This window comes from Allobosea sp. 2RAB26, from assembly GCF_052115465.1.
GTDB lineage: Bacteria > Pseudomonadota > Alphaproteobacteria > Rhizobiales > Beijerinckiaceae > Allobosea.
This window is the reverse complement of sequence record NZ_JBFRGS010000010.1, coordinates 168,786-190,523: the sequence shown is the minus strand read 5'-3', so window position 1 is coordinate 190,523 and position 21,738 is coordinate 168,786. Positions and strand designations below refer to the sequence as shown.

Sequence of the window (21,738 nt, the reverse complement as noted above, 5' to 3'; positions counted from 1 at the left end):
TCAGCTGAGCAGAACCACGGATTGAGGTCTGCGTCATCAAAGCGCAATGCAAATCAGACACACGCCGCAAGCAATGCAACAAGATGGGCTGGCGGCATGAGCGACGAGGACGAGGCGAAGCAGGTTCGCAGCATCTTCATCTCCGACCTGCATCTGGGAACGCGAGGAGCACAGGCCGATCTCGTGCTCGAATTCCTGCGGGCCTATGATGCTCCGCAGATTTATCTCGTGGGTGACATCATCGATGGCTGGCGGCTGAAGAGCGGCTGGTACTTCCCGCAGGCGCATAACGACGTCGTGCAGAAGCTCTTGCGCAAGGTGCGCAAGGGTTCGCGGCTGATCTACATCACCGGCAACCACGACGATTTCCTCCGCGACTTCACTGGAAGCGAGTTCGGCGGAATCCACATCGCCGACCATGCGCTGCACGAAACTGCCGACGGCAAGCGCCTGCTGGTGATCCATGGCGATCTGTTCGATCTGGTCGTGCGCAACGCAAAATGGCTCGCCCTGCTGGGCGACTGGGCCTACACGGTCGCGCTTGCGTCCAATACGGTCGTCAACAAGGTCCGTCGCCTCTTCCATCTGCCGCACTGGTCGCTCTCGGCCTGGGCCAAGCAGAAGGTGAAGAATGCGGTCAATTATATCGGCGAGTTCGAGATCTGCCTTGCCGCCGAGGCCCGCCGCCATGGTGCGGACGGCGTCGTCTGCGGCCATATCCACCACGCCGCACATCGCAAGATCGACGGGCTCACCTACATCAACACGGGCGACTGGGTCGAAAGCTGCACGGCTGTGGTCGAGCATCATGACGGCCGCTTCGAGGTCATTCGTTGGCCGCAATACCGGCTGAAGAGCGAGCCCGTGCGGCCGATCCCGCTGCCGGCTCTGGTCAGCGAGGCCGCCTGATGCGCGTCCTCATCGCGACGGACGCCTGGCGCCCCCAGATCAATGGGGTCGTCCGGTCGCTGGAGCGGATGGTCGAGGCAGGACCGTCATTCGGTGTGACGCCGCATATGCTGACGCCCGAGGGATTTCGGCAGATTGGCTTGCCATCCTATCCCGATATCCGCATCGCGCTGGCAACGCAGGGCGCCATCGCCCGGCGCATCACCGATTTTGGGCCGGATCACATCCATATCGCGACGGAAGGGCCTATCGGCTGGCTGACCCGCGCCGTCTGCCTCGCGCAGAAGCGGACGTTCACGACGAGCTACCACACAAGGTTCCCGCAATATGTCGCGGCCCGCTGGCCCATCCCGGAACGCTGGAGCTACCAGTTCCTGCGCCGGTTCCATGGGGCGGCTGCCGGGGTCATGGTCTCGACCGCGACAGTCGAGGCCGAACTGAAGGAGAACGGGTTCGAGCGCATTCTGCGCTGGGGGCGAGGCGTCGATCTCCAGCAGTTCCATCCGCGCCAGGCAAGCGTGCTCGACCTGCCGCGTCCCATCTTCCTCAGCGTCGGGCGCGTCGCGGTCGAAAAGAACCTGGATGCCTTCCTGTCGCTGCGCCTGCCCGGCAGCAAGGTCGTCGTCGGCGATGGCCCGGCGCGCGCGGATCTGCAGCGGGCCTTCCCGGATGTGACGTTCCTGGGCACACGCGAGGGCGACGACCTGGCCGCGATCTATGCGTCGTCGGATGTCTTCGTCTTTCCGAGCCTGACCGACACCTTTGGTATCGTGCTGCTCGAAGCCGCGGCAAGCGGGCTGCCCGTTGCCGCCTTTCCGGTGCAGGGGCCGAGCGATGTCTTTGCCGGCAGTGGTGCCGCCGTGCTGGACGAGGATCTGCGGCGCGCAGCGCTAGCGGCCTTGCGCATCCCGCGCGAAGCCTGCCTGGGACTTGCCGCAGGCCATAGCTGGCAGAGCAGTGCCGAGCAGTTCTACGGGCATATCCAGCGGATTTCCCAGCGTGCCTCGGTCCAGAACATCACAACCTTCGCGAACGCCCGTGCCGGGGAAGCGCAGGTGCAGGAGCGGCAGCGGGCTTGAGTTCGCGCCGAAACACGTCCCGCCTTTCGTGCACGGAGGCGATGACGAGGCCCATCGGCACGCCAAGCCCGACAAGTGCTGCCTCCGACAATTGCAGGCTGGCCTCAATGGTCTCCGGCACTGCGTCGTTGACGCCGAGTTCATAGAGATGCCGGGCATGGGCGGCGTCGCGGGCGCGCGCCACGATGACGAGATCGGGGCGCAGAGCCCTTGCCGCCTTGACGATCTCATCGACTGCACGGTGGTTGTGGATCGTGACAATCAGGGCGCTTGCGTCGACCACGCCGCAGAGTTTCAGGAAGTCTGGCTTGGTCGCGTCGCCGAAGAAGGCGGGCCGGCCAGCGCGCCGTTGGCCGGCGATCAGGATCGGATCGGAGTCGAGCGCGATATAGGGCTTCTTGTGCTCTTCCAGCATCGAACCGACGAGCCTGCCAACCCGGCCGCAACCGATGACGATCGCACGCCCCGTATGGTCGTCGGGCGGCAGGATCGTAGCCTCCTCAGGCAGTATCACCGGCGGTGCGAAACGCGCCGCCATATGGCGGGCCACACGAGCCAATAATGGCAGCGCCACCATGGTGAGGGACACCGCGGCAAGCACGAGGCTTGCCGCGTGCTGGTCAACAAGCTTCGCGCCGACAGCCGCGTTGAGCAGCACGAAAGCGAATTCGCCGCCCGGAGCGACCATGATCGCGGTCTCGAGCGCTGTCGGGACGGAGAGAGCCAGCAGCCGGGCCAGGCCCAGCACAACCAGCACTTTGGTCAGGAGAAGGCCGGCCGCGATGCCGAGGATGATTGCGGGCTGGGCCGCAAGCTGCGCGGGATCGACACTCATGCCCACGATCAGGAAGAAGACGCCGATCAGCAGGGATTTGAACGGCTCGATCGTGACTTCGATGGCGCGCCGATACTCGGTTTCGGCCAGGAGCAGGCCGGCGATGAAGGCGCCGAGGCCCATGGAGAGGCCAGCTGTTGCGGCCACAAGTCCCGTGCCGAGTGCCACCAGCAGAGTTGCGGCAAGGAAGCTCTCGGAGCTGTCCGTCGAGGCGACAAGGCGAAAGAGCGGACGAAGCGCCAGCCGCCCGACCACCACAATGCCGGCAATCGCTGCGAAGGCGTGCACGAGCGCCTGCGCAAGGCCGGCGATCAGCGAGCCGCCATTCTGCGCACCGAGGACGGCGATGAGGAAGAGCAAGGGCACGACCGCGATATCCTGGCAAAGCAGGATCGCAAAGCTGGTGCGCCCGGCCGAGGTCATCATGCGGCGCTTGGCCGAGAGCAGTTCGACGACCATGGCGGTCGAGGACAGGGCGAGGCCGAAGCCGATGATCAAGGCCGCCGCAGCGGGCTGCTTCAGCAGGAAGGCGCCGCCGCCGATGATTGCGGCAGACAGCGCGACCTGCCCGAGCCCGAGGCCGAAGACCAGCCTGCGCATGGTCATCAGGCGCTCGAAGGAGAGCTCGAGCCCGATGACGAAGAGCAGGAAGGCAACGCCGATTTCGGCGGGGCCGGTCAATGTGCTCGAGTCGGACACGGTGATCGTGCGCAGCAGCGGCACCGAAGAGACGAGGCCGCCCAATCCGAAGGGGCCGAGCAGCGCGCCGCAGGCCATGAAGGCGACAATCGAATTGACGCGGAAGCGCTTGGCAAATGGCACGATTACGCCGGCCGTGGCGAGGACGACGATGGCGTCTTTATAGGCCGAGGGGTCGATCGTGGCTGCCAAGCTATCCTCGCGTTGCCGATTCAGGGGGCGAATCATGTTTGCGGTCCAAGAGCTTGCGATACAAGCGCTTGTGCGGACCCCAGCAAAAAACTTGCCGTTGGCGGAGACGGCCCGTAGCTTCCGCCCGCATTGTTCGAAGGGGTTTCCATGCGTTTTGCCGGCACCGATTCCTATGTCGCGACCGAGGATCTCACCGTCGCGGTCAACGCGGCGATCCGGCTGGAGCGGCCTCTGCTGGTCAAGGGAGAGCCGGGCACCGGCAAGACCGTGCTGGCGGAGGAGATCGCATCGGCCCTGAAGGCGCCGCTGATCACCTGGCACATCAAATCGACGACCAAGGCCCAGCAGGGTCTCTACGAGTATGACGCGGTCAGCCGTCTGCGCGACAGCCAGCTCGGCGACCCGCGGGTGTCCGATATCTCCAACTACATCAAGCGCGGCAAGCTCTGGGAAGCCTTCGCCTCGGGCGAACGACCCGTGCTGCTGATCGACGAGATCGACAAGGCCGATATCGAGTTCCCCAACGACCTGCTGCTCGAGCTCGATCGCATGGAGTTCCATGTCTACGAGACGGGCCAGACGGTTCGGGCCGCGCAGCGCCCGGTGATGATCATCACCTCCAACAACGAGAAGGAACTGCCGGACGCCTTCCTGCGCCGCTGCTTCTTCCACTACATCCGCTTCCCCGATACGCAGACGATGCAGGCGATCGTCGAAGTGCATTTCCCCGGCATCAAGAAGCGGCTGATGGAGGAGGCGCTACGCCTGTTCTTCGAGGTGCGCGAAGTTCCGGGAATCAAGAAGAAGCCCTCGACCTCGGAGCTGCTCGACTGGCTGAAGCTGCTGGTCGCCGAGGATATCGGCCCCGAGGTCCTGCGTGAGCGCGACCCGCGCAAGCTGATCCCGCCCCTGCACGGAGCGCTGCTCAAGAACGAGCAGGATGTCAGCCTGTTCGAGAAGCTCGCCTTCATGGTGAGGCGGGAGAGCCGCTGAGCGGCTGACCGCTCAGGGATTGCAAGGCGGGATCGCCACCGCGAGATCGATCTTGGCATCGACCTCGCGCACGGCTTCGCGCAGATCGAAATCGCGTGCCACGACCACGTAGTCCTGCGTTTCCGACGTCTTCAGATAGCTCGTCATCAGGATTGGCTTGTCGCCGAGCTCTCCCGTACGGCAGGCCTTGTCCGCGTTTAGCGCCAGGGAACCGCGATTGCCGCTGTTGCCGACCCCGACAAGCAGTTCCTCGCGGAACACCGAGAGCTTGGTTGCATCCGCGGGGCTAAGCCGGAACACGGCCAGACGCCGTCCCGGAGAAGTCACGACAGGCAATGCGGCGAGCTCGGTGGCGTCGCGCACTTCTTCCAGCACCACCTTGCGCTCATGGCGCCCGCCGTCCTTGGGGTTGACCACGATCGTCATGGTGACGCCGCCCGGCAGGGGGCGGATGTCGGACGGCAGGCTGATGGCAGCACGCAGATCGGCCAAAGTCGTGCTGCGCATGTCGATGCGCGACAATTTCGGCAGGGAACTCAGCGGGACATGGCCGCAGGCGCCGGCAAGGGCGGCTGCGATCATGGAAGCGAACAGGGAAGGGCGCATGGTGAGGCTCGTCAATTTCGAATGGGAATATGGCCTGGACATTCAAAAATTCATATATTAGTTTAATTTTGTCAATCGAGGGCAGAATGAGATGAACGCGGAAAACACTTTGAGGTCGAGCGATGCGCCGCTGGCCAGGTTGAAGCGCTTCAGCATGGCAGCACGGCTCGCCAGCTATGCCGCAGCATTGCTCATGGGATTTGGCATGGCCTGGTTGTGGAGCGATCCTGAAAGCCTCGCCAGTCATGCGCGCGGCACGATTGGCGTAACTGTCGCGCCGCCGACGCCGGCGATGCGCAGCTACTGGCTCGCCCTGTCTGTCGCCACCGTTCCGGCTGGCTTGTTCATCTACGCGATGCTGCGTCTCGCAAACCTGTTTGGGCGCTTCGGAAAGGGACGGGTCCTCGAAGTCGTCAATGCCGTCGAACTCAGCCGGATCGGCTGGCTGCTCATTCTGTTTGGTGCGGCGACCCCGATTGCGCGCGCCCTGCAGAGCGTGGCGCTGACCTATGACAATCCGGCCGGCCGCAGGCAGCTTGCGATCACGCTCGATCCCGCCATGTTCGGCGCGCTGGCTGCAGGCGCTGTCCTTGTCGCCTTCGGGCTGGTGCTGCGCGAGGCGATGCGCCTCTCTGACGAGAATCAGAGTTTCGTGTAGGACAGGGCGATGCCGATCATCGTCGAACTCGATGTCATGCTGGCGCGTCGAAAGATGCGCTCGAAGGAACTTGCCCAGCGCATCGGCCTGACCGAGCAGCAGGTGTCTCAGCTCAAGTCCGGGAAGGTCCGTGGCATGCGTTTCGATACGCTTTCGCGCATCTGCGACACGCTCCAATGCCAGCCCGGCGACCTGCTGCGCTACGAGTCGGGCGAAGAGGAGGAGGGTGGGGGCGCAGAGGCTTGAGAGTCGTGCGCGGCCTCTCGCAAAACCCGAAGCAGATGGTTAGGTTCTGATTATGCTGCGCCTTCTGCTTCTCCGCCACGCCAAGTCGAGCTGGTCCACCGGTCTCACCGATCGGGAGCGACCACTAGCGGTCAGGGGCCGCGAAGCAGCCCCTGTCATGGGGCGCTATCTGGCAGAGGAGATGCTGCTGCCCGATCTCGTGCTGGTCTCGCCAGCACGACGGACAACCGAAACCTGGGAGCTGGTCGGGCCGATGCTGCCGGAGCGCCCCGGGAGCCATCTCGAACCACGCATCTACGAGGCCAAGCCCGAGCGATTGCTGCAGGTCGTCCATGACACGGAAGCCAATGTCCGCACGCTCCTGATGATCGGGCATAATCCCGGCTTTGAGGAATTGGCCGCAAAGTTGACCGGCCATGGCGACCGTTATGCGGCGGCGCGAATGGCACAGAAATACCCGACCTGCGGGCTTGCCGTGCTTGATTTCGCCGTCGAAGACTGGCGCGATGTCGCACCGCGCGGCGGGCGGCTCGATCGTTTCGTGACGCCCGCCTCGCTGGGCGAAGGGCCGGACGAATGAGCGGACCTGCTCCGTTCCTCGCCACATGAGCTCCCCCTCCTATCTCGACGAGGCGCGCAATGCCGCGCTGGCCTTCGGTGACAGCCTGCTCGGACTTGCCCGGCCGCGCCTGCGCCTGGGTGTCACCGGGCTGTCGCGCTCGGGCAAGACTGTCTTCACCACGGCGCTGATCCAGAATCTCATCGAGGGCGCCAGGCTGCCGGTGCTCAAGGCGGCGGCAGATGGACGGATCACGCGCGTACGGCTGGTGCCCCAGCCGGATCCCGATATACCGCGTTTTCCCTATGAGGCTCACCGCGCCGCCCTGTCAGGTCCCGACCGGCGCTGGCCCGAGTCGACCCGACGCATTGCGGAGCTGCGGGTCGAGATCGACTACGAGCGAGCGGCCGGCTGGTTCAAGGGGCCGGCGACGCTGACACTGGATATCGTCGACTATCCCGGCGAATGGCTGCTCGATCTCGCGCTGATCGGCGTCGACTACAAGACGTGGTCGCGGCAGGCGATCGTGGATGCGCGCAAGCCTCACCGGATCGGTTCGGCCAAGCCCTGGCTCGATGGCCTCGCTGTCCGCGATCCGTCGGGGCCTCCTGATGAACTGGCCGCGGAACTCGCGAGCGATCTGTTTAAGGCCTATCTTGCGAGGCTGCGCGCCGATCCGGAGGCTGTCGCCGTGACCCCGCCCGGGCGATTCCTGATGCCCGGTGACCTCGAAGGTTCACCGGCGCTGACCTTCGCGCCGCTCGACTTCGCTCCCGATACCGAGGTCGCGCCAGGCACGCTCGCGGGGCTGATGGCGGATCGCTACGAGGCCTATAAGCGCGTCGTGGTGACGCCGTTCTTCCGTGATCATTTCGCCCGCCTGGACCGGCAGATCGTGCTGGTCGATACATTGGCGGCGCTCGATGCCGGTCCACCGGCGCTCGCCGATCTTGAAACGGCGTTGGGCCAGGCCCTCACGGCATTTTCCGTCGGTCGCAACTCCTGGCTGACGAGCCTGTTCGCGCCACGCATCGAGCGCGTCCTCTTCGCTGCGACGAAAGCCGACCATATCCACCACACCAGCCATGACCGGCTGGCAGCAGTGATGTCTCATCTCGTGGCGCGGGCGGCCGCACGGGCGCAAGGCGCCGGCGCCAAGGTCGAGGCGATGGCGCTGGCTGCGGTGCGGGCGACGAGGGAGGTCAGGATCAAGCAGGGACGCGAGGATCTGCCGGCGATTGCGGGCGTTCCGGAGGCGGGCGAAAGGGTCGGCGACGAGGTATTCGACGGCATCGCCGAAGCGGCGATCTTCCCGGGTGAACTGCCCGAGCGTCCCGAGGCGATCTTCGATCCGAAGGCGCAGTCCTGGCAGGTGAGGGCGCCACGCTTCAGGCCGCCGCTGGTGCTGCCGGATGCGGGAGGGCGGAGCCAGCCTCCGCCGCAGATTCGCCTCGACCGTGCGCTCGAATTCCTGATCGGTGACAAGCTGGCGTGACGGAGGGAGGCAGATCCATGAACAAGGCTCCCCGCGCCGTTCGTCTCGATGCCACCGTGCCGGGCGAGGACGCTCCACGCATGACGACGGGTGTCGCGGTCCTGCCCGAAAGCGAACCGCTCGACCCGGTCGAGCCGGCCGTCGTCCCGGTGGCGAGCCGAAAGGGCTTCAGCTGGGGCAGCGTGTTCGTTGCGGGCCTGTCCGCCTTCCTGACACTCTCGATCGGCGTCTGGGCCGAGCGGACCATCACCTCGCTGATGAATGAGAGCCCGGTCCTGGGCTATGCGGCATTGGCCTCGGCGGCGCTCGCCGTGCTCGCCCTTCTGGTGATGCTGGGCAAGGTTCTGCGCGACATCCTGCGCGAGCGGCGCGTCGAGTCGTTGCGGCTGCGTGCCACGGCGGTGCTTGCCGGTGGCAGTCTCGACGAAGCCAAGGCGATCACCGGCGAACTTCAGCGCCTCTATGCGACGCGACCGGAGACTGCAAAGAGCCGGGCAGAGCTGGCGGACAGCCTGCCCCAGCTCTTTGCGCCGCATGACGTTCTGACCGTCGCAGAGCGGAGCCTGATGACGCCGCTCGACGCCGCGGCGCAGGCGCAGATCGCGCTGGCCGCGCGCCGGGTCTCGCTGGTCACGGCCGTCAGCCCGCGGGCCCTGATCGATATCGTCTTCGTGCTTGTGGCCTGCGCGAGATTGCTGCGGGCGATCGCCGGCATCTATGCCGGCCGCCCCGGGACGCTGGGCCTGCTGCGTCTGGCGCGGCAGGTGCTCGGCCACCTGGTCGTGACAGGCGGCATCGCGGCCGGTGACGCGCTGGTCCAGCAGGTCGTCGGGCAGGGGCTCGCCGCTCGGCTTTCGGCCAAGCTCGGGGAGGGCGTGCTCAATGGCCTGCTGACGGCGCGCGTCGGGCTCGCTGCGCTTGCCGTCTGCCGGCCTCTGCCATTCATCGAAGCCAAGCCACCCACCCTGTCGGATGTGGCAAGCGACCTTCCGTCCTGGCGCGGCACGGCTTCCAGCTGACCTTCGGGCTCGGCAAGATCTTGGGGCTCGGCAAGATCTTGGGGCTCGGCAAAATTTGCCGGCCGGCACGGAAACTGCCGGGCGGAATTCGCCGCGATACGGTTTCGAAACCATCCAAGTGATTGAAAAATAGAATTCTCCTGCATGGCACGGGCCGTGCAGTGGCTGCCTCGACGTATTGGGCGCCCATCCGGGTGCCAGGGTTGAGGCGAGGGTATCATGGGTGTCTTCAGCGCGCTGACGACGGCAGTTTCGGGCATGCAGGCGCAGTCCTATGCGCTCGAGAATATCTCAGGCAACATCGCGAATTCGAGGACGGCCGGCTTCAAGCGTGTCGATACGACGTTTTCGGATCTCGTTCCGGATTCGGCTCTCAATCGCCAAATCGCGGGGTCGGTCGCGGCCTATAGCCGCGCGACCAACACGATCCAGGGCGACCTCCAGGCCACGCGAATCGACACCAATGTCGCGATCAACGGCGATGGCTTCTTCGTCGTCGACCAGCGCCAGAGCGGCCTCGGCGCCAATACCCAGTTCACCAACAGCAATCTCTATACCCGCCGCGGCGATTTCGATTTCGATGCCAATGGCTATCTGGTGAATGGCGCGGGCTACTATCTGAAGGGACTGAAGATCGACGCCGTCACGGGCCAGTTGGTCGGCACCCAGCCAGAAGTGCTGCGCATCACCAAGGAACAGTTCCCGGCCAAGGCGACGACCTCGATCGAGTATCGCGCCAATATCCCGGCCTTTCCCGGCACGACGAACGCCAAGACCACAGTTCCGGGTTCCGAGTTGCTGAAGGCCACGGGCTACACCTCCAATCCGCTGTCCACGACCGCCGGCGGGACCGGCCTCGTGACCGGCGCCGACGTCACTCGGTTCCTGAGTGATTCCATCGCGGGCGGCTCCGTCACCGTCTATGACGCGCTCGGCAAGGCGACGAGCGTCGAACTGCGCTGGGCCAAGACCACGAATGCGGCGCCGGCCCAGGTGGGGCCGCCGGCCGTTCCGGCGACCGTCGACACATGGAACCTCTTCGTCGCCGAGAATACCGGAGCGACCGGCGGCGCCGTGGCCTATCGCAATGCCAATGTCGACATCACCTTTGGCCCCACCGGCCAGATGACGAGCCCTGCCGGCGGCAATATCACGCTGCCGAGCATGACGATCGCGGGCACGGCGATCTCCGGCATCAATCTCACGACCGGCGGCAATGGCCTGACCCAGAATGGCGATGTCAGCGGCCAGATCGACGCGCGCAGCATCCGCCAGGACGGCTACACAGCCGGCACGCTCGACCGCGTCTCGGTTTCGGCCGAAGGCCAGGTGATCGGCACGTTCAGCAACGGTCAGGTCGTCGCGATGGCCCAGCTTTCTGTGGCCCGCTTCAATGCCGGCAACGCCCTGAAGCGCCTCGACGGTGGCGCCTTCGAGGAAACGATCGAATCCGGCCCGCCGATCATCGGTCTGGGTACGTCGCAGCTCATCGGCGGCAATGTCGAGCAATCCAACACCGACATCGCCGACGAGTTCTCGAAGATGATCGTCACCCAGCAGGCCTATTCGGCCAACACCAAGGTGATCAGCACTGCGCAGGAAATGCTGCGCGACGTGTTCAGCATCATCCGCTGAGCGGCTTTGACCGCCGGCTGAGGCGGTTCCGGGCGGTCCAGGAGGATCGCCGGTGACGGCAGGAGTTGACGATGGGTCTGAGCACTTCCCTGGGCACCGCGATTTCTGGGCTGCATGTCACGCAGACCGGTATCGGCGTCGTTTCGCAGAATGTCGCCAATGCCGGCGTTGCCGGCTATGTCCGGCGCGTCGTCAGCACCTCCGATACGCTCAGTGGCGCGACGATCGGCACGTCGAGCACGGCCGTTCAGCGCCTGCTCGACAAGATCGTCCAGCATCAGCTCTGGCAGGAAAGTGCCGGCGCCGCCTACACTTCGACACGGGCGGATGCGCTCTCGAATCTCGACAAGCTGTTCGGCGCGCCGGGAAGCGCGACGGCGCTCGATTCTGTCTACAGCTCCTTCACCACCTCTCTCCAGGCGCTGAAGAACGACCCGTCATCCTATACCAACCGCACGGCCGTGCTCGACGCGGCCAGTCAACTCGCGAACCGCCTGAACGGGCTGTCCGCCGGTGTTCAGGCTGAGCGCACCCAGGCCGAGACGAAGATCGGCGGTGCCGTCAACCAGATCAACCAGCTGCTGGACTCGCTGACCAGCGTCAATGCGCGGATCGTGCAGGGGCAGAGCGACCAGGCGACAGCCGGCCTGAAGGACCAGCGCGACCGGATCGTCTCCGAACTCTCGCAATACATGGACATCAAGACCAGCGAGGATGCGCGCGGCTCGCTCAGCATCGTCACTGGATCCGGTGCCCAGATCTTCGACGGCCGCCCGGCGGTAAAGTTCAGCTTCGACGGGCGCTCGGCGCTTGGCCCGGAATCGCAATGGAGCCCCAACGCGGCGACGCGCGGTGTCGGCACCATCACGATGACCGACAATTCCGGCAACCAGATCGACGCGATCGCCAACAAGGTGTTCCGGTCGGGCGAGATCGCGGCCAATCTCGAGCTCCGCGACAAGACGCTGGTGCAAATGCAGGCCCAGCTCGACGAGATGGCGGCGCAGCTCTCGAGCGCCTTGTCCGATCGGGAGATCGCCGGAACGGCCGTCACCGCAGGCGCGGCCTCAGGCTTCGATGTCGACCTCGCCGGGCTTCAGTCCGGCAACAGCGTAACGCTCGACTACCAGGTCACTCCCGGTGGCGCGACGCGGCGTTTCACCTTCGTGCGCGTGGAATCCGGTGCATCGCTGCCGCTGCCGGCATCGGCCAGCGGCGATGCCAACAACACCGTGGTCGGCATTGATTTCTCAGGCGGGCCGGCTTCGGTCGCAACCCAGATCCAGGCTGCGATCGGCGGCGGGTTCACAGTCTCCAACACCGGTTCGATGCTGCGCATCGTCGACGACGGCGCGGGCAATACCCGCGATGTGCTCGGCCTGACCGCGCGACCGACCGCTACCAGCCTGTCCGGGGCCGGTGGATCGCCCGAACTGCCCTTCTTCGTCGATGCCGGGAACGGCAACGGCGCCTATACCGGCTCGTTCGAGGGCAAGTCCCAGGCGCTGGGTTTTGCCGGCCGCATCACGATCAATCCTGGCCTGATCGCGGACCGCTCGAAGCTGGTCGTCTTCAACACCACGCCGGCGACGCCGCAGGGTGACGCCACCCGGCCGCAGATGCTGCTCGACCGGCTGACCAAGGGCCTGCGAAGCGTCACCAACGCGGTCTCGCTCGACGGCTCGACGGCGACCTCCAACATCACCGTCTCGAACTTCGTGCAGCGCGTCGTCGCCTCGCAGGGGCAGGCGGTCGAGAACGCCAAGCGCCTCGATGAAGGCCAGCAGGTGGCGCTTGCCTCGGTGCAGAGCCGCTTCGCCGAGACCTCGCAGGTCAATGTCGATCAGGAAATGGCGACGCTGATCGAGCTGCAGAACGCCTATGCCGCCAATGCCCGCATCATCTCCACCGTGAAGGAGATGATGGACATGCTGATGAGAGTCTGAGGGACGCCATCATGACGATTACCTCCTATGGCACCGGAGCCTATCGCGCGGCCAGGCCGAGCGAATTCGTTTCGACCCGGGCGAAGTTCGATGATCTTCAGCGCCAGCTCGACACGGGCAAGAAGGTCACCAGCTATGGTGATCTCGGTATCGATCGGCGCACCAGCCTCGACCTCAACGCCAAGAAGGCCACGCTCGATTCCTGGCTCTCCGGAATCCAGCTTGCCGACGTCAATCTCAAGCTCTCGACCAAGGCAGTCGAGAATTTTGCGAAGATGACGGCCGAGACCAAGAATGATGCGCGCTCCGGCAGCTATGTCGAGAGTGCCAGCGGCCGTACGGCGCCGCAGTTGCTGGCCGAAGAGAAATTCAAGCAGACGCTTGACCTGCTCAACACCAATGTCGGCGGGCGCTATCTGTTCTCGGGGCGGACCTCGGATACCGAGCCGGTGGTCAGCTATTCCCTGATCATGGATGGGGACGGCGCCGGCCGCGCCGGGCTGAAGCAGCTGATCGCCGAGCGCAAGGAGGCCGATCTCGGCCTGACCGGGCTCGGACGGCTCACGGCGGGTGGTGCCGGCACGACGGCGACAATCGCGGAAGAGGCTGGCAATCCCAATTACGGCTTCAAGCTGAAGTCCGCCACCACGACATCGGCAGGACTGGTCCCGACCTATACCGCGGGCCCGCCGGCCGATATCTCCGTGAATGTCGCGGCCCAGCCGCAACCCGGCGACACGCTGCGCTTCAAGGTCGATCTGCCCGATGGCACCCAGAAGGAGATCGTCCTGACGGCGCGTGCATCCGGGACCAGTGGCAACGCGGCGGATACGTTCGAGATCGGCGCCGACGTCAATGCCACGGCTGCCAATCTGCGCGCATCGGTCTCGGCCGCGTTCGGCAAGGAGGCCCAGACCACGCTCTCGGCCTCGTCAGCCCAGGTCGCGGCCAAAAACTTCTTCGACGGCAGTCCGAGCAACCCGCCGGTGCGGGTGCCAGGTCCACCCTTTGCCACCGCGACGGCTGCGCCTGCGCCGGGGACTGCGGCGAATACGGTGATCTGGTATCAGGGCGATGATGCACCGGGCTCGGCGCGCGCGACGGCGACGGTGCAGGTCGATCAGACCGAGACCATCGGCATCGGCGCCCGCGCCAATGAGGAAGCCTTCAAGGTGGGGCTGGCGCAGTTTGCGGTGTTCGCTGCCGAGACGTTCCCCGCTGGAGATCCCAACTCAAGGGGGCGCTACGAGGCCCTGGCCGAGCGCGTCAACAACACGATCGGCTACGCCAACGGCGTGCAGAAGCCGGCCGAGATCATCGTCGAGCTCGGGACAGCCCAGAAGGCGATGGCAAGCGCCAAAGAGCGCCACACCGCTACCCAGAATTATCTGACGACGACCCTCGCCGGGGTCGAAGAGGTCACCACCGAAGAGGTGGCGACGCAGATCCTGGCACTACAGACGCGGCTACAGGCGAGCTACCAGACGACCGCGATCCTCTCAAAGCTCACCTTGACGAACTATATCTGACCCGGTCGAGGCGTGGTCCAAACGAAAACGGCGCCATAACCTGGCGCCGTTTTCGTTTGAAGGTTGGGTCGATGTCGGCGCGCGAGGGTCGCCGGGTCAGCGCCCGCGCAGGCCGGCGGCGATGTCGCGGTTGATGTTGATGAGGGCGGCGAGTGCTTCCGGAGCCGGATTGGCCGCGATGCGGAAGGTCTGGTTGAAGATGAAATTGGCGAGGCCAAGGATGTTGCGCTTGATCTCGACCGGCAGCGGATTGTCCTCGGCGATCACGGCCGAGACCAGCAGGGTCCAGAGCTTGCGGTTGTAGTTCAGGGCCTCATCGAGTTCGCGCTGGCGGTTGAACCAGTCGTCGGCGACGGACTGAAGCCGGACGGCGGCTTTCAGGAGCAGAGAGGCTTCGAGCTCGCGAGGGGAGACGGCAGACTGGGCAGTCTTGGCGGCAGAGGCATACGCGTTAAACCCGTGTTGCATTCTCGATGAGTTCCGCTTCGTAGGCGATCAGCTGCTTGGCTGCCTTGAGTGCTTTGTACAGATCGCCGCTTAAAATGCGGTTATTGATCTCGGTCATATGCGGCAGGGAACTCGGAGCCGCCTTCATGAAATCGCGCACGAGTGCGAAATAGGTCTCGTGTTCATGCGTCGGGTCCTGCGCCAGATACATCAGCTGGATGGCAAGATAGATCTTCTTCGCCGGGCTGTCGGCGCTGGCGGCGGTGAGAATATCCTTCTCGCGCAGGATCGGCGCTTCGCCTTCGATGAAGAAGCGCGTGCGCTGCTCGTCGTTGCGGATCACCACCTGGCCGATGATGATGCGCTCGTTTGGCTTGAGCTCGACTTTGAGAGCCATGACGATCCTGCCTTCTGGCGTTTGGGAGGGGAGGGGGTGATCAGCCGAAGAGCCGGAGCACGCCCTGGTCCGCCTGGTTGGCCAGCGAGAGTGCGGTCTGCGAGAGCTGCTGGCGGGTGTTCAGCGCGAGCAGGCTGGCACCTTCCTCGTTCGGATCGGCAGCGACCAACTTGTCTGCACCGATCGTGAGCGTGTTGACCAGTTCCTTGGTGAAATCCTGACGGGTCTGCACCACGGCCAGCTTCGACCCCAAAGACGACGAGGTAGCTCGAAGCGATGAGATTGCGTTCGTCAAGGCATCTGCCGCCTTGTTGAGATCATTGTCATTCTGCAGGCTGAATTCGCCCGCGATCGAAACCTTGAGATTGTTGGCCTTGCCGATACCCAGCGATTCTGCTGTCAACATATCGCCCTGCACGTCGATCTTGTTCTTGTTGCTTCCAGTCTTCTCGTTGAGCGTGATCGAGAGCCGGTCGCCGCCGAGCAGGTTGATGCCGTTGAAGCTGGCGTCCTTGGCGAGGGCATCGATCTGATCGCGAAGGTCGTTAAACTGCTGGACCAGCGAGGTACGCGTGGCTGAGGAACCGGCTTTGGTCACAGCGGTGGTGACGGTGCCAGTGCCGAAGAGCAGCTCGTTCTGAGCTGCAGCAGCAGCCGTGAAGACAGGCGGCGGGCCTGCCGCGATTGAGCCAGCCTCGACCGACAAGGCGTCCGAGCCGGTTCCAATGACGGAAAGCTTGCCGTCATTACCGACCGAAGCGGTCGCGATGCCTGACTTGTTGATGTTCTCGACAAGATCGCGGACGGTGGTCGTTGCGCCGATGGTGATGTCGTAAGTGATGGGGGTCGGGCTGGCCGATGTCAGGCGGATCGTCGTCGAACCAGCAGCCAACCCGGCGTTACCTGGCAGAGCCGCCGTTGCATCGGATACTGCGCCCTGAACCAGCTTGCTTAGCGCCACGTCGCGGATCGTGCTGTTCGTCGCGGTTGCCTCAGAGGCTTTGCCGAGGGCCAATGTGCCGGCGACCGTCGGACGGTTTGCAGCGGCCTCGTTCTGAGCCTGTTTGACGGTGGACTGCAGCGATGAAACCAGCTTGGTGATCGAGTCGATGCCCTTGGATGCGGCCGTGATGGTCTGGATGCCGTTCGAAATGCCGTCCAGCAAGCCCGTCAACTGCTCACCACGATCGTTCAGATTAAACGAAGTGAAGTAGTTGACCGGATTATCGATGGCCGAGTTGACCTTTTTGCCCGTGGCGAGGCGATTCTGAATGACACTTTGCTGCGCGGTCGTCTGCTGAAGCGTCAGGAGGTTGTTGCGGACGCCGCTGGAAAGGATCGTGTTGGCCATCGTGGTCCCCTGAAAGCGCGATTCTGCGCTGCTCCGGTTTTGCTGTGGACCCGACAATTCCTCGTTAAGGATAATATTCCGTTAATTCCGCTAAAACCGGTGCTTTGCGGGCCCGATCCGCGACGATAGGGCGACTGCAAAAAAGAACGGCGGGGCTCGCGCCCCGCCGCTTGTTGTCTTCGGCCCACATTCTGTGGGCAAGCCCGCTTCTGCGGACGAAGGATCAGAACATCCGCAGGACGGCCTGGTCAGCCTGGTTCGACAGGGTGAGGGCGGTCTGCGAGAGCTGCTGGCGGGTCTGCAGAGCGAGCAGCTTGGCGCCTTCCTCGTTGGTATCAGCGAGGACGAGGTTGTCGGCACCCTGGGTCAGCGTGTTGATCAGGTCCTTGCTGAAGTCCTGGCGAGTCTGAACGACCTGAAGCTTGGAGCCCAGTGAAGACGACGTGGCCCGCAGCGATGACAGAGAGTTGGTCAGAGAATCGGCTGCCTTGGCGAGGTCATTGTCGTTCTGCAGGCTGAATTCGCCGGCGATCGACGTCTTGAGGTCGTTGGCCTTGCCGATACCCAGCGATTCCGACGTCAACAGATCGCCCTGCACGTCGATCTTGTTCTTGTTGCTGCCCGTCTTCTCGTTCAGCGTGATCGAGAGCTTATCGCCGCCAAGCAGGTTGATGCCGTTGAAGCCGGAATCCTTGGCGAGCGCATCGATCTGATCGCGCAGGTCGTTGAACTGCGCGACCAGCGAGGTGCGGGTGGCGGAGGAGCCGGCCTTCGTCACAGCGGCGGTGACGGTGCCGGTGCCGAAGAGCAGCTCGTTCTCGGTTGCTGCACCAGCTGTGAAAACAGGCGGCGCGCCAGCGACCGCGCCAGCCTGGACCGACAGGGCGTCTGAACCGGTTCCGATGACGGAAAGCTTGCCGTCATTGCCGACCGAAGCGGTCGCGATGCCCGACTTGTTGATGTTCTCGACAAGGTCGCGGACGGTGGTCGTCGCGCTGATGGAGATGTCATAGGTGACCGGTGTCGCGCTGGCCGACGTCAGGCGGATTGTCGTCGAACCAGCTGCCATACCTAGCTTGCCGGGATCGGTCGCCGACGCATCGGCCGCAGTGCCCACAAGCACCTTGTTCAGCGCCACGTCGCGGATCGTGCTGTTGGTCGCGGTTGCTTCGGAGGCCTTGCCCAGAGCCACTGTGCCTGCGACCGTAGGGCGGTTTGCCGCGGCTTCGTTCTGTGCCTGTTTGACCGTCGACTGCAGCGACGCAACCAGTTTGGTGATAGAGTCGATGCCCTTCGAGGCCGCCTGGATCGTTTGGATGCCGTTGGAGATGCCGTCGAGCAGGCCGGTGAACTGGCCGGCGCGATCGTTCAGGCTGGCGGCGGTGAAGAAGTTGACCGGGCTATCGACGGCCGAGTTGACCTTCTTGCCGGTGGCGAGGCGATACTGGGCCTGCTGGGCTTCGGTCTTGGTGGAGCCGAGCGAGCCGAGCGCGGCGCGGACGCCGGCAGAAACGGAAACGGTAGCCATTGTAGAATACCCTTCTGGGATGGTGCCTTCTGGCGCCGTGGCCTTCTGGCCGCGACCGGAGGACACTCGGTCGCCAACCCGTAACGAGTGGTAAATTTCACCGATCGAATTGCCGCGAGATTGGGCAAAGCCGCGGCATGGTTAAGTGCTTGATAAGAGCCTGATCAGGCTTCGCTGGCTCCAAACGCAGACCGCCCGCATGAGCGGGCGGCGATTTGCAAACGGGAAGAAACGCGGCTGCGCGTCAGGCGGTTCGCTCGACATAATGCCTGACAGCCGTCTGGTCCGATTGTCGGGAACGTTCGGCGAGTTCCCGCGAATAGATGCGCAATCTCAAGATCGCTTCATCCGGCAGTTGCGAAATCGTCTCGCCCGTTGCCTTGTTTTTCTTCTGAAGGATGACCGTTCGGGAGCGGGGGTCGATCACGAGGCGCCGCTCAATGACGTCGCGCAGATCTCTTTCGCGTTGGCGCGCGGACTGATCGTCGAGCATCGCGCTCCGCTTCGCGGCAGCATCATCGCGACGGGCCTGTTCGGAACGGGCCTGCAGGTCGAGCTGGACGGCTTCGCCCGCCCCTGCCGACTGGACGGTTTGCGCTGGCGGCAGTTCGACCGGGATGCTTCCCTTGGTTGCGGCGGCATCGCTTCTGGCGGTCACGTGATAGGCGCCGACCGCTGTCGCCCTCGTCGAGGCCCCGAAATCCATCGCTCACTCCTTCTGGAGTCGGATAACGGCCGCCCCTCGCGGCCGTCGCACGAAAGGCGCGGACAAGCCGCACCCTTCGCATCATATCGACAATGACCGCGAAGATTGAATCTTCCGTAAGGAGATTAGGTAAATTTTGACGATTGCCGTGGCAGCCGCCGCCTCCCCCCTGGCACGCTGGCTCCCCGTGGCTCAGAGACTGCGGGAGATCACGAGCGGCCCGGAGTTCGGGCGGACAAAGGCGCCGGCTCCCACAGTTGCCGTCGGTCCGTAGCCGGCGGCCCGCATCGGACGGTTTGCCTCGGAGGCGAGATCGCGGACGATCGATTCCGAGACGGCTCGCGCGGTGGCAAGCACGATCTGGTTGATCTCGATCAGGTCCTGGAATGCGACATGGGCGGCCTTCAGGCGCTTGACCTGATCGGGGACGAAGCGCGCCAATGCCACCGCATTCAGCTTCACCTGCTCGACGCCGCGCATATAGATGCCGGCAAGCTCGGTCTTTCGCGGTTCGCGTTCCATTGCGTCCGACAATTTGCCGGCGCGGACCAGTTCGGTTTCCTCGCCAACGACATGGGACAGGGCCCCGAGCGTCTCCAGCACGGCTTCGATCAGCGCCTGCGCTTCGAGAGCGCTTGCGATCCGCGGCCGCTCGTCCAGTACACGCCTAGCCAGCGACACGTGCAGCTCCGGTAGTCATCGCCGCGGTGGCCTGTTCCTGAACCTGCAGCAGGCTGCGCATGATCGGATCGGACAGGCCGATGCCACCGGCGCGCTGCAGATTGCGGGCATATTCCTGGGTCAGCATCGAGCGATAGACGCCACCGCCGGTGCCGTTCTCGCCGAGCGGTCCCTCGGTCTCGCTGGAGGCCATCAGTTTGTCCGTGACCTGTTCGAGGAAGACGGTCTCGAACTCGTCGGCCTGCTTCTTGGCCTTCGCCTTGGCGGGATCGAGAGCGTTTGCCAGGCCGCTGACGAGGCTTCCGGCAACGCCGAGCGCCAGTTTCGCAGCGGGGAGGGCGAGTGCGGCGGTCATTACATCACCTCGATTTCTGCCTGGAGGGCGCCGGCGGCCTTGATCGCCTGAAGGATGGAGATCATGTCGCGCGGGCCGATTCCGAGGGCGTTCAGTCCGTCGACGAGCTCGGCGAGCGTCACGCTCTCCTTGACGAGGGCGAGCTTGTTGCCGCCTTCGGTGTCGACCTTGACGTTGGTGCGGGGCACGACGGTGGTGCGGCCGCGGGCGAAAGGCTCGGGCTGGCTGACTTCCGGCTGCTCGCTGATCGTCACGGTCAGGTTGCCCTGCGCGACGGCGACGGTGGAGACGCGGACGTCCTTGCCCATGACGATGATGCCGGAGCGTTCGTCGATGACGATGCGGGCGAGCTGGTCGGGCTCGACCCGCAGCTGTTCGATCTCGGTCAGCATGCGGATCATGTTGCCCTGGAAGCGCGGGGGGATCTGCAGCACGACAGTCGAGGGATCGGTCGGCTCTGCCGCATCGCCGCCGAGGAAATCATTGATCGCAGCGGCGACGCGGCGCGCCGTCGTGAAGTCCGGGTTGCGCAGCGACAGCCGCAGCGTCTTCAGCTTGTTCAGCGCGAAGTCGATCTCGCGTTCGACCAGGCCGCCATTGGCGATGCGGCCGACCGTCGGCACGCCGCGAGTGATCTTGGCGGCGTCGCCCTCGGCCGAGAAGCCGGAGATTGCGACCGGCCCCTGCGAGACGGCGTAGACCTCGCCATCGGCGCCGAGCAGCGGCGTTGCGAGCAGGGTGCCGCCCTGAAGCGACTTGGAGTCACCCAGTGCCGAGACCGTGACATCGAGGCGCGTGCCCTGGGTGGCGAAGGGCGGCAGGTTCGCGGTCACCATCACGGCGGCGACATTGGCGGTGCGCATATTGGCGCCGCGCGTATTGACGCCGAGCCGCTCCAGCATCGCCTGCAGCGACTGCTTGGTGAAGGGCGTATTGTTCAGCGTGTCGCCGGTGCCATTGAGGCCGACGACGATGCCATAGCCGAGGATCTGGTTGCTGCGCACGCCTTCGACGGCGGCGAGATCCTTGATGCGGGAGAGCGCCTGCGCCGGCTCGGCCGCCCAGGACAGGCCGATGGCCAGCAGCGCGGCCAGCGGCGTCACAAGGCGTTTCAGGGAGGGCAGGCGAACCATAGGGCACCGGCGGGAATGAGACAGTAGCGGCTCATGCCTTGCGAGGGGCGTGCCAACTGCCGATTTCATGAAAACCCTTATTTGCCAGCCTGTTGTGAGGTAGGCTCTGTCTGGCGCTTGCCGTTGTCGCTATGTCGTTCCTGCCGGATCGGCAGTTTTTGCCGGGCGATTTACCGCTTGTTAACCATGCGGGTCCAAGGCTTGGCGCATCGTCAACCGAGGCCGTCATGATCCGTATCGACCCGCGCACGCCCGTTATCGGGGCAGGCTCGGCCAGCCAGACCCGGCGGGCCGGCGCGGCGTCGTTCTCTTTGCCCGGCCGCGAATCCGCGACGGCGGCACAGGGCAGCACGGTCAGCAATGCGGGGTCGCTCGATCTCCTGCTCGCGGTCCAGGCCGAAGGCGATGCGCAGGAGCGCAAGAAGCGTCAGGCACGGCGCGGGCATGACCTGCTCGACGGGCTCGACAGGCTGAAGGCTGCGCTCCTCTCCGGCCGCGTCCAGATCGCCGAGCTGGAACGCCTCAAGACGACGCTCTCGTTGCGGCGCGAGACCACCGATGATCCGCGCCTCGACGATGTGCTGGCTCATATCGAGCTGCGGGCGGCGGTCGAGCTCGCCAAGCTCGGGCGTTAGATCCTCGGACCAGAAATCGTATCCGGTCCGATGATCTAACCCTTTGTGTTTGCATCGGCCTTCCCGAAAGCCGCAATCCACTTTTCCGGCCGATGCAATGGCCTT

At 64.6% G+C, this 21,738-nt stretch carries 22 protein-coding genes; 13 read left to right on the top strand and 9 right to left on the bottom strand.

All coding sequences use genetic code 11. The annotated features are described in order from the left end of the window. The first annotated feature begins 96 nt into the window (after positions 1-96). Complete coding sequence (locus AB4118_RS20755) at positions 97-909, top strand: UDP-2,3-diacylglucosamine diphosphatase (protein ID WP_441491526.1); 813 nt, start codon at positions 97-99, stop codon at positions 907-909. Continuing rightward, complete coding sequence (locus tag AB4118_RS20750) at positions 909-1,988, top strand: glycosyltransferase family 4 protein (RefSeq protein WP_441491525.1); 1,080 nt, start codon at positions 909-911, stop codon at positions 1,986-1,988. The genes AB4118_RS20755 and AB4118_RS20750 overlap by 1 nt, the downstream gene beginning before the upstream one ends. Here the strand turns inward: AB4118_RS20750 and AB4118_RS20745 are convergent. Further along, entirely contained in the window at positions 1,927-3,714 is a 1,788-nt protein-coding gene (locus tag AB4118_RS20745; protein ID WP_441491524.1) for a cation:proton antiporter domain-containing protein, read from the bottom strand. The two genes, AB4118_RS20750 and AB4118_RS20745, sit on opposite strands and share 62 nt — an antisense overlap. Positions 3,715-3,861: 147 nt before the next feature. On the opposite strand from AB4118_RS20745, the gene AB4118_RS20740 reads away from it, so the two are divergent. After that, on the top strand, positions 3,862-4,707 hold the full coding sequence (locus AB4118_RS20740; RefSeq protein WP_441491523.1) for an AAA family ATPase: 846 nt from the start codon (positions 3,862-3,864) through the stop codon (positions 4,705-4,707). A 12-nt stretch (positions 4,708-4,719) separates the two neighbouring features. Here AB4118_RS20740 and AB4118_RS20735 read toward each other — a convergent pair whose 3' ends face one another. Beyond that, complete coding sequence (locus AB4118_RS20735; protein ID WP_441491522.1) at positions 4,720-5,313, bottom strand: hypothetical protein; 594 nt, start codon at positions 5,311-5,313, stop codon at positions 4,720-4,722. 91 nt (positions 5,314-5,404) lie between these two features. On the opposite strand from AB4118_RS20735, the gene AB4118_RS20730 reads away from it, so the two are divergent. The 8 genes from AB4118_RS20730 to AB4118_RS20695 all read left to right on the top strand — a co-directional run bounded on the left by AB4118_RS20730 (position 5,405) and on the right by AB4118_RS20695 (position 14,400). Beyond that, a complete protein-coding gene (locus AB4118_RS20730; RefSeq protein WP_441491521.1) occupies positions 5,405-5,971 on the top strand; it encodes a hypothetical protein in 567 nt (188 codons plus the stop codon). 9 nt (positions 5,972-5,980) lie between these two features. Further along, complete coding sequence (locus tag AB4118_RS20725; RefSeq protein ID WP_441491520.1) at positions 5,981-6,217, top strand: helix-turn-helix domain-containing protein; 237 nt, start codon at positions 5,981-5,983, stop codon at positions 6,215-6,217. 52 nt (positions 6,218-6,269) lie between these two features. Further along, positions 6,270-6,797, top strand: a complete 528-nt coding sequence (locus tag AB4118_RS20720; RefSeq protein WP_441491519.1) for a SixA phosphatase family protein — start codon at positions 6,270-6,272, stop codon at positions 6,795-6,797. 25 nt (positions 6,798-6,822) lie between these two features. Then, positions 6,823-8,271, top strand: a complete 1,449-nt coding sequence (locus tag AB4118_RS20715) for a YcjX family GTP-binding protein (RefSeq protein WP_441491518.1) — start codon at positions 6,823-6,825, stop codon at positions 8,269-8,271. 17 nt (positions 8,272-8,288) lie between these two features. After that, positions 8,289-9,290, top strand: coding sequence for a YcjF family protein (locus tag AB4118_RS20710; protein WP_441491517.1), 1,002 nt, complete (start codon positions 8,289-8,291; stop codon positions 9,288-9,290). A 219-nt stretch (positions 9,291-9,509) separates the two neighbouring features. Further along, positions 9,510-10,925, top strand: coding sequence for a flagellar hook protein FlgE (locus AB4118_RS20705; RefSeq protein WP_441491516.1), 1,416 nt, complete (start codon positions 9,510-9,512; stop codon positions 10,923-10,925). Between the two features lie 71 nt (positions 10,926-10,996). Next, the gene (gene flgK / locus AB4118_RS20700) at positions 10,997-12,871 is read left to right on the top strand and encodes a flagellar hook-associated protein FlgK (protein ID WP_441491515.1); all 1,875 of its coding nucleotides are present in this window, start codon (positions 10,997-10,999) and stop codon (positions 12,869-12,871) included. 11 nt (positions 12,872-12,882) lie between these two features. Then, positions 12,883-14,400, top strand: coding sequence for a flagellar biosynthesis protein FlgL (locus AB4118_RS20695; RefSeq protein WP_441491514.1), 1,518 nt, complete (start codon positions 12,883-12,885; stop codon positions 14,398-14,400). A gap of 96 nt (positions 14,401-14,496) precedes the next feature. Here the strand turns inward: AB4118_RS20695 and flaF are convergent, their stop codons facing one another. The 4 genes from flaF to AB4118_RS20675 all read right to left on the bottom strand — a co-directional run bounded on the left by flaF (position 14,497) and on the right by AB4118_RS20675 (position 18,123). Further along, on the bottom strand, positions 14,497-14,868 hold the full coding sequence (gene flaF / locus AB4118_RS20690; RefSeq protein ID WP_441491513.1) for a flagellar biosynthesis regulator FlaF: 372 nt from the start codon (positions 14,866-14,868) through the stop codon (positions 14,497-14,499). After that, complete coding sequence (gene flbT, locus AB4118_RS20685; protein WP_441491512.1) at positions 14,852-15,244, bottom strand: flagellar biosynthesis repressor FlbT; 393 nt, start codon at positions 15,242-15,244, stop codon at positions 14,852-14,854. The genes flaF and flbT overlap by 17 nt, the downstream gene beginning before the upstream one ends. Positions 15,245-15,284: 40 nt before the next feature. Then, positions 15,285-16,595 carry a flagellin N-terminal helical domain-containing protein gene (locus tag AB4118_RS20680; RefSeq protein ID WP_441491511.1) on the bottom strand — a complete coding sequence of 437 codons (1,311 nt, stop codon included), beginning with the start codon at positions 16,593-16,595 and terminating at the stop codon, positions 15,285-15,287. A gap of 223 nt (positions 16,596-16,818) precedes the next feature. Next, positions 16,819-18,123, bottom strand: a complete 1,305-nt coding sequence (locus AB4118_RS20675) for a flagellin N-terminal helical domain-containing protein (protein ID WP_441491510.1) — start codon at positions 18,121-18,123, stop codon at positions 16,819-16,821. A 145-nt stretch (positions 18,124-18,268) separates the two neighbouring features. Between AB4118_RS20675 and AB4118_RS20670 the strand changes: the two genes are divergently transcribed. Then, positions 18,269-18,925 carry a hypothetical protein gene (locus tag AB4118_RS20670; protein WP_441491509.1) on the top strand — a complete coding sequence of 219 codons (657 nt, stop codon included), beginning with the start codon at positions 18,269-18,271 and terminating at the stop codon, positions 18,923-18,925. Between the two features lie 96 nt (positions 18,926-19,021). Here AB4118_RS20670 and AB4118_RS20665 read toward each other — a convergent pair whose 3' ends face one another. Genes AB4118_RS20665 through AB4118_RS20655 form a run of 3 tightly spaced genes read right to left on the bottom strand, consistent with a single transcriptional unit; the run spans position 19,022 to position 20,998 of the window. Continuing rightward, a complete protein-coding gene (locus AB4118_RS20665) occupies positions 19,022-19,510 on the bottom strand; it encodes a hypothetical protein (protein WP_441491508.1) in 489 nt (162 codons plus the stop codon). Further along, complete coding sequence (locus AB4118_RS20660) at positions 19,497-19,865, bottom strand: rod-binding protein (protein ID WP_441491507.1); 369 nt, start codon at positions 19,863-19,865, stop codon at positions 19,497-19,499. The genes AB4118_RS20665 and AB4118_RS20660 overlap by 14 nt, the downstream gene beginning before the upstream one ends. Further along, positions 19,865-20,998 (bottom strand): flagellar basal body P-ring protein FlgI, encoded by a 1,134-nt coding sequence (locus AB4118_RS20655; RefSeq protein ID WP_043237642.1) that lies wholly within the window; start codon positions 20,996-20,998, stop codon positions 19,865-19,867. Before AB4118_RS20655 ends, AB4118_RS20660 begins: the two co-directional genes overlap by 1 nt. Positions 20,999-21,225: 227 nt before the next feature. Between AB4118_RS20655 and AB4118_RS20650 the strand changes: the two genes are divergently transcribed. Next, entirely contained in the window at positions 21,226-21,633 is a 408-nt protein-coding gene (locus AB4118_RS20650) for a flagellar assembly protein FliX (RefSeq protein ID WP_441491506.1), read from the top strand. The last annotated feature ends 105 nt before the right edge of the window (positions 21,634-21,738 follow it).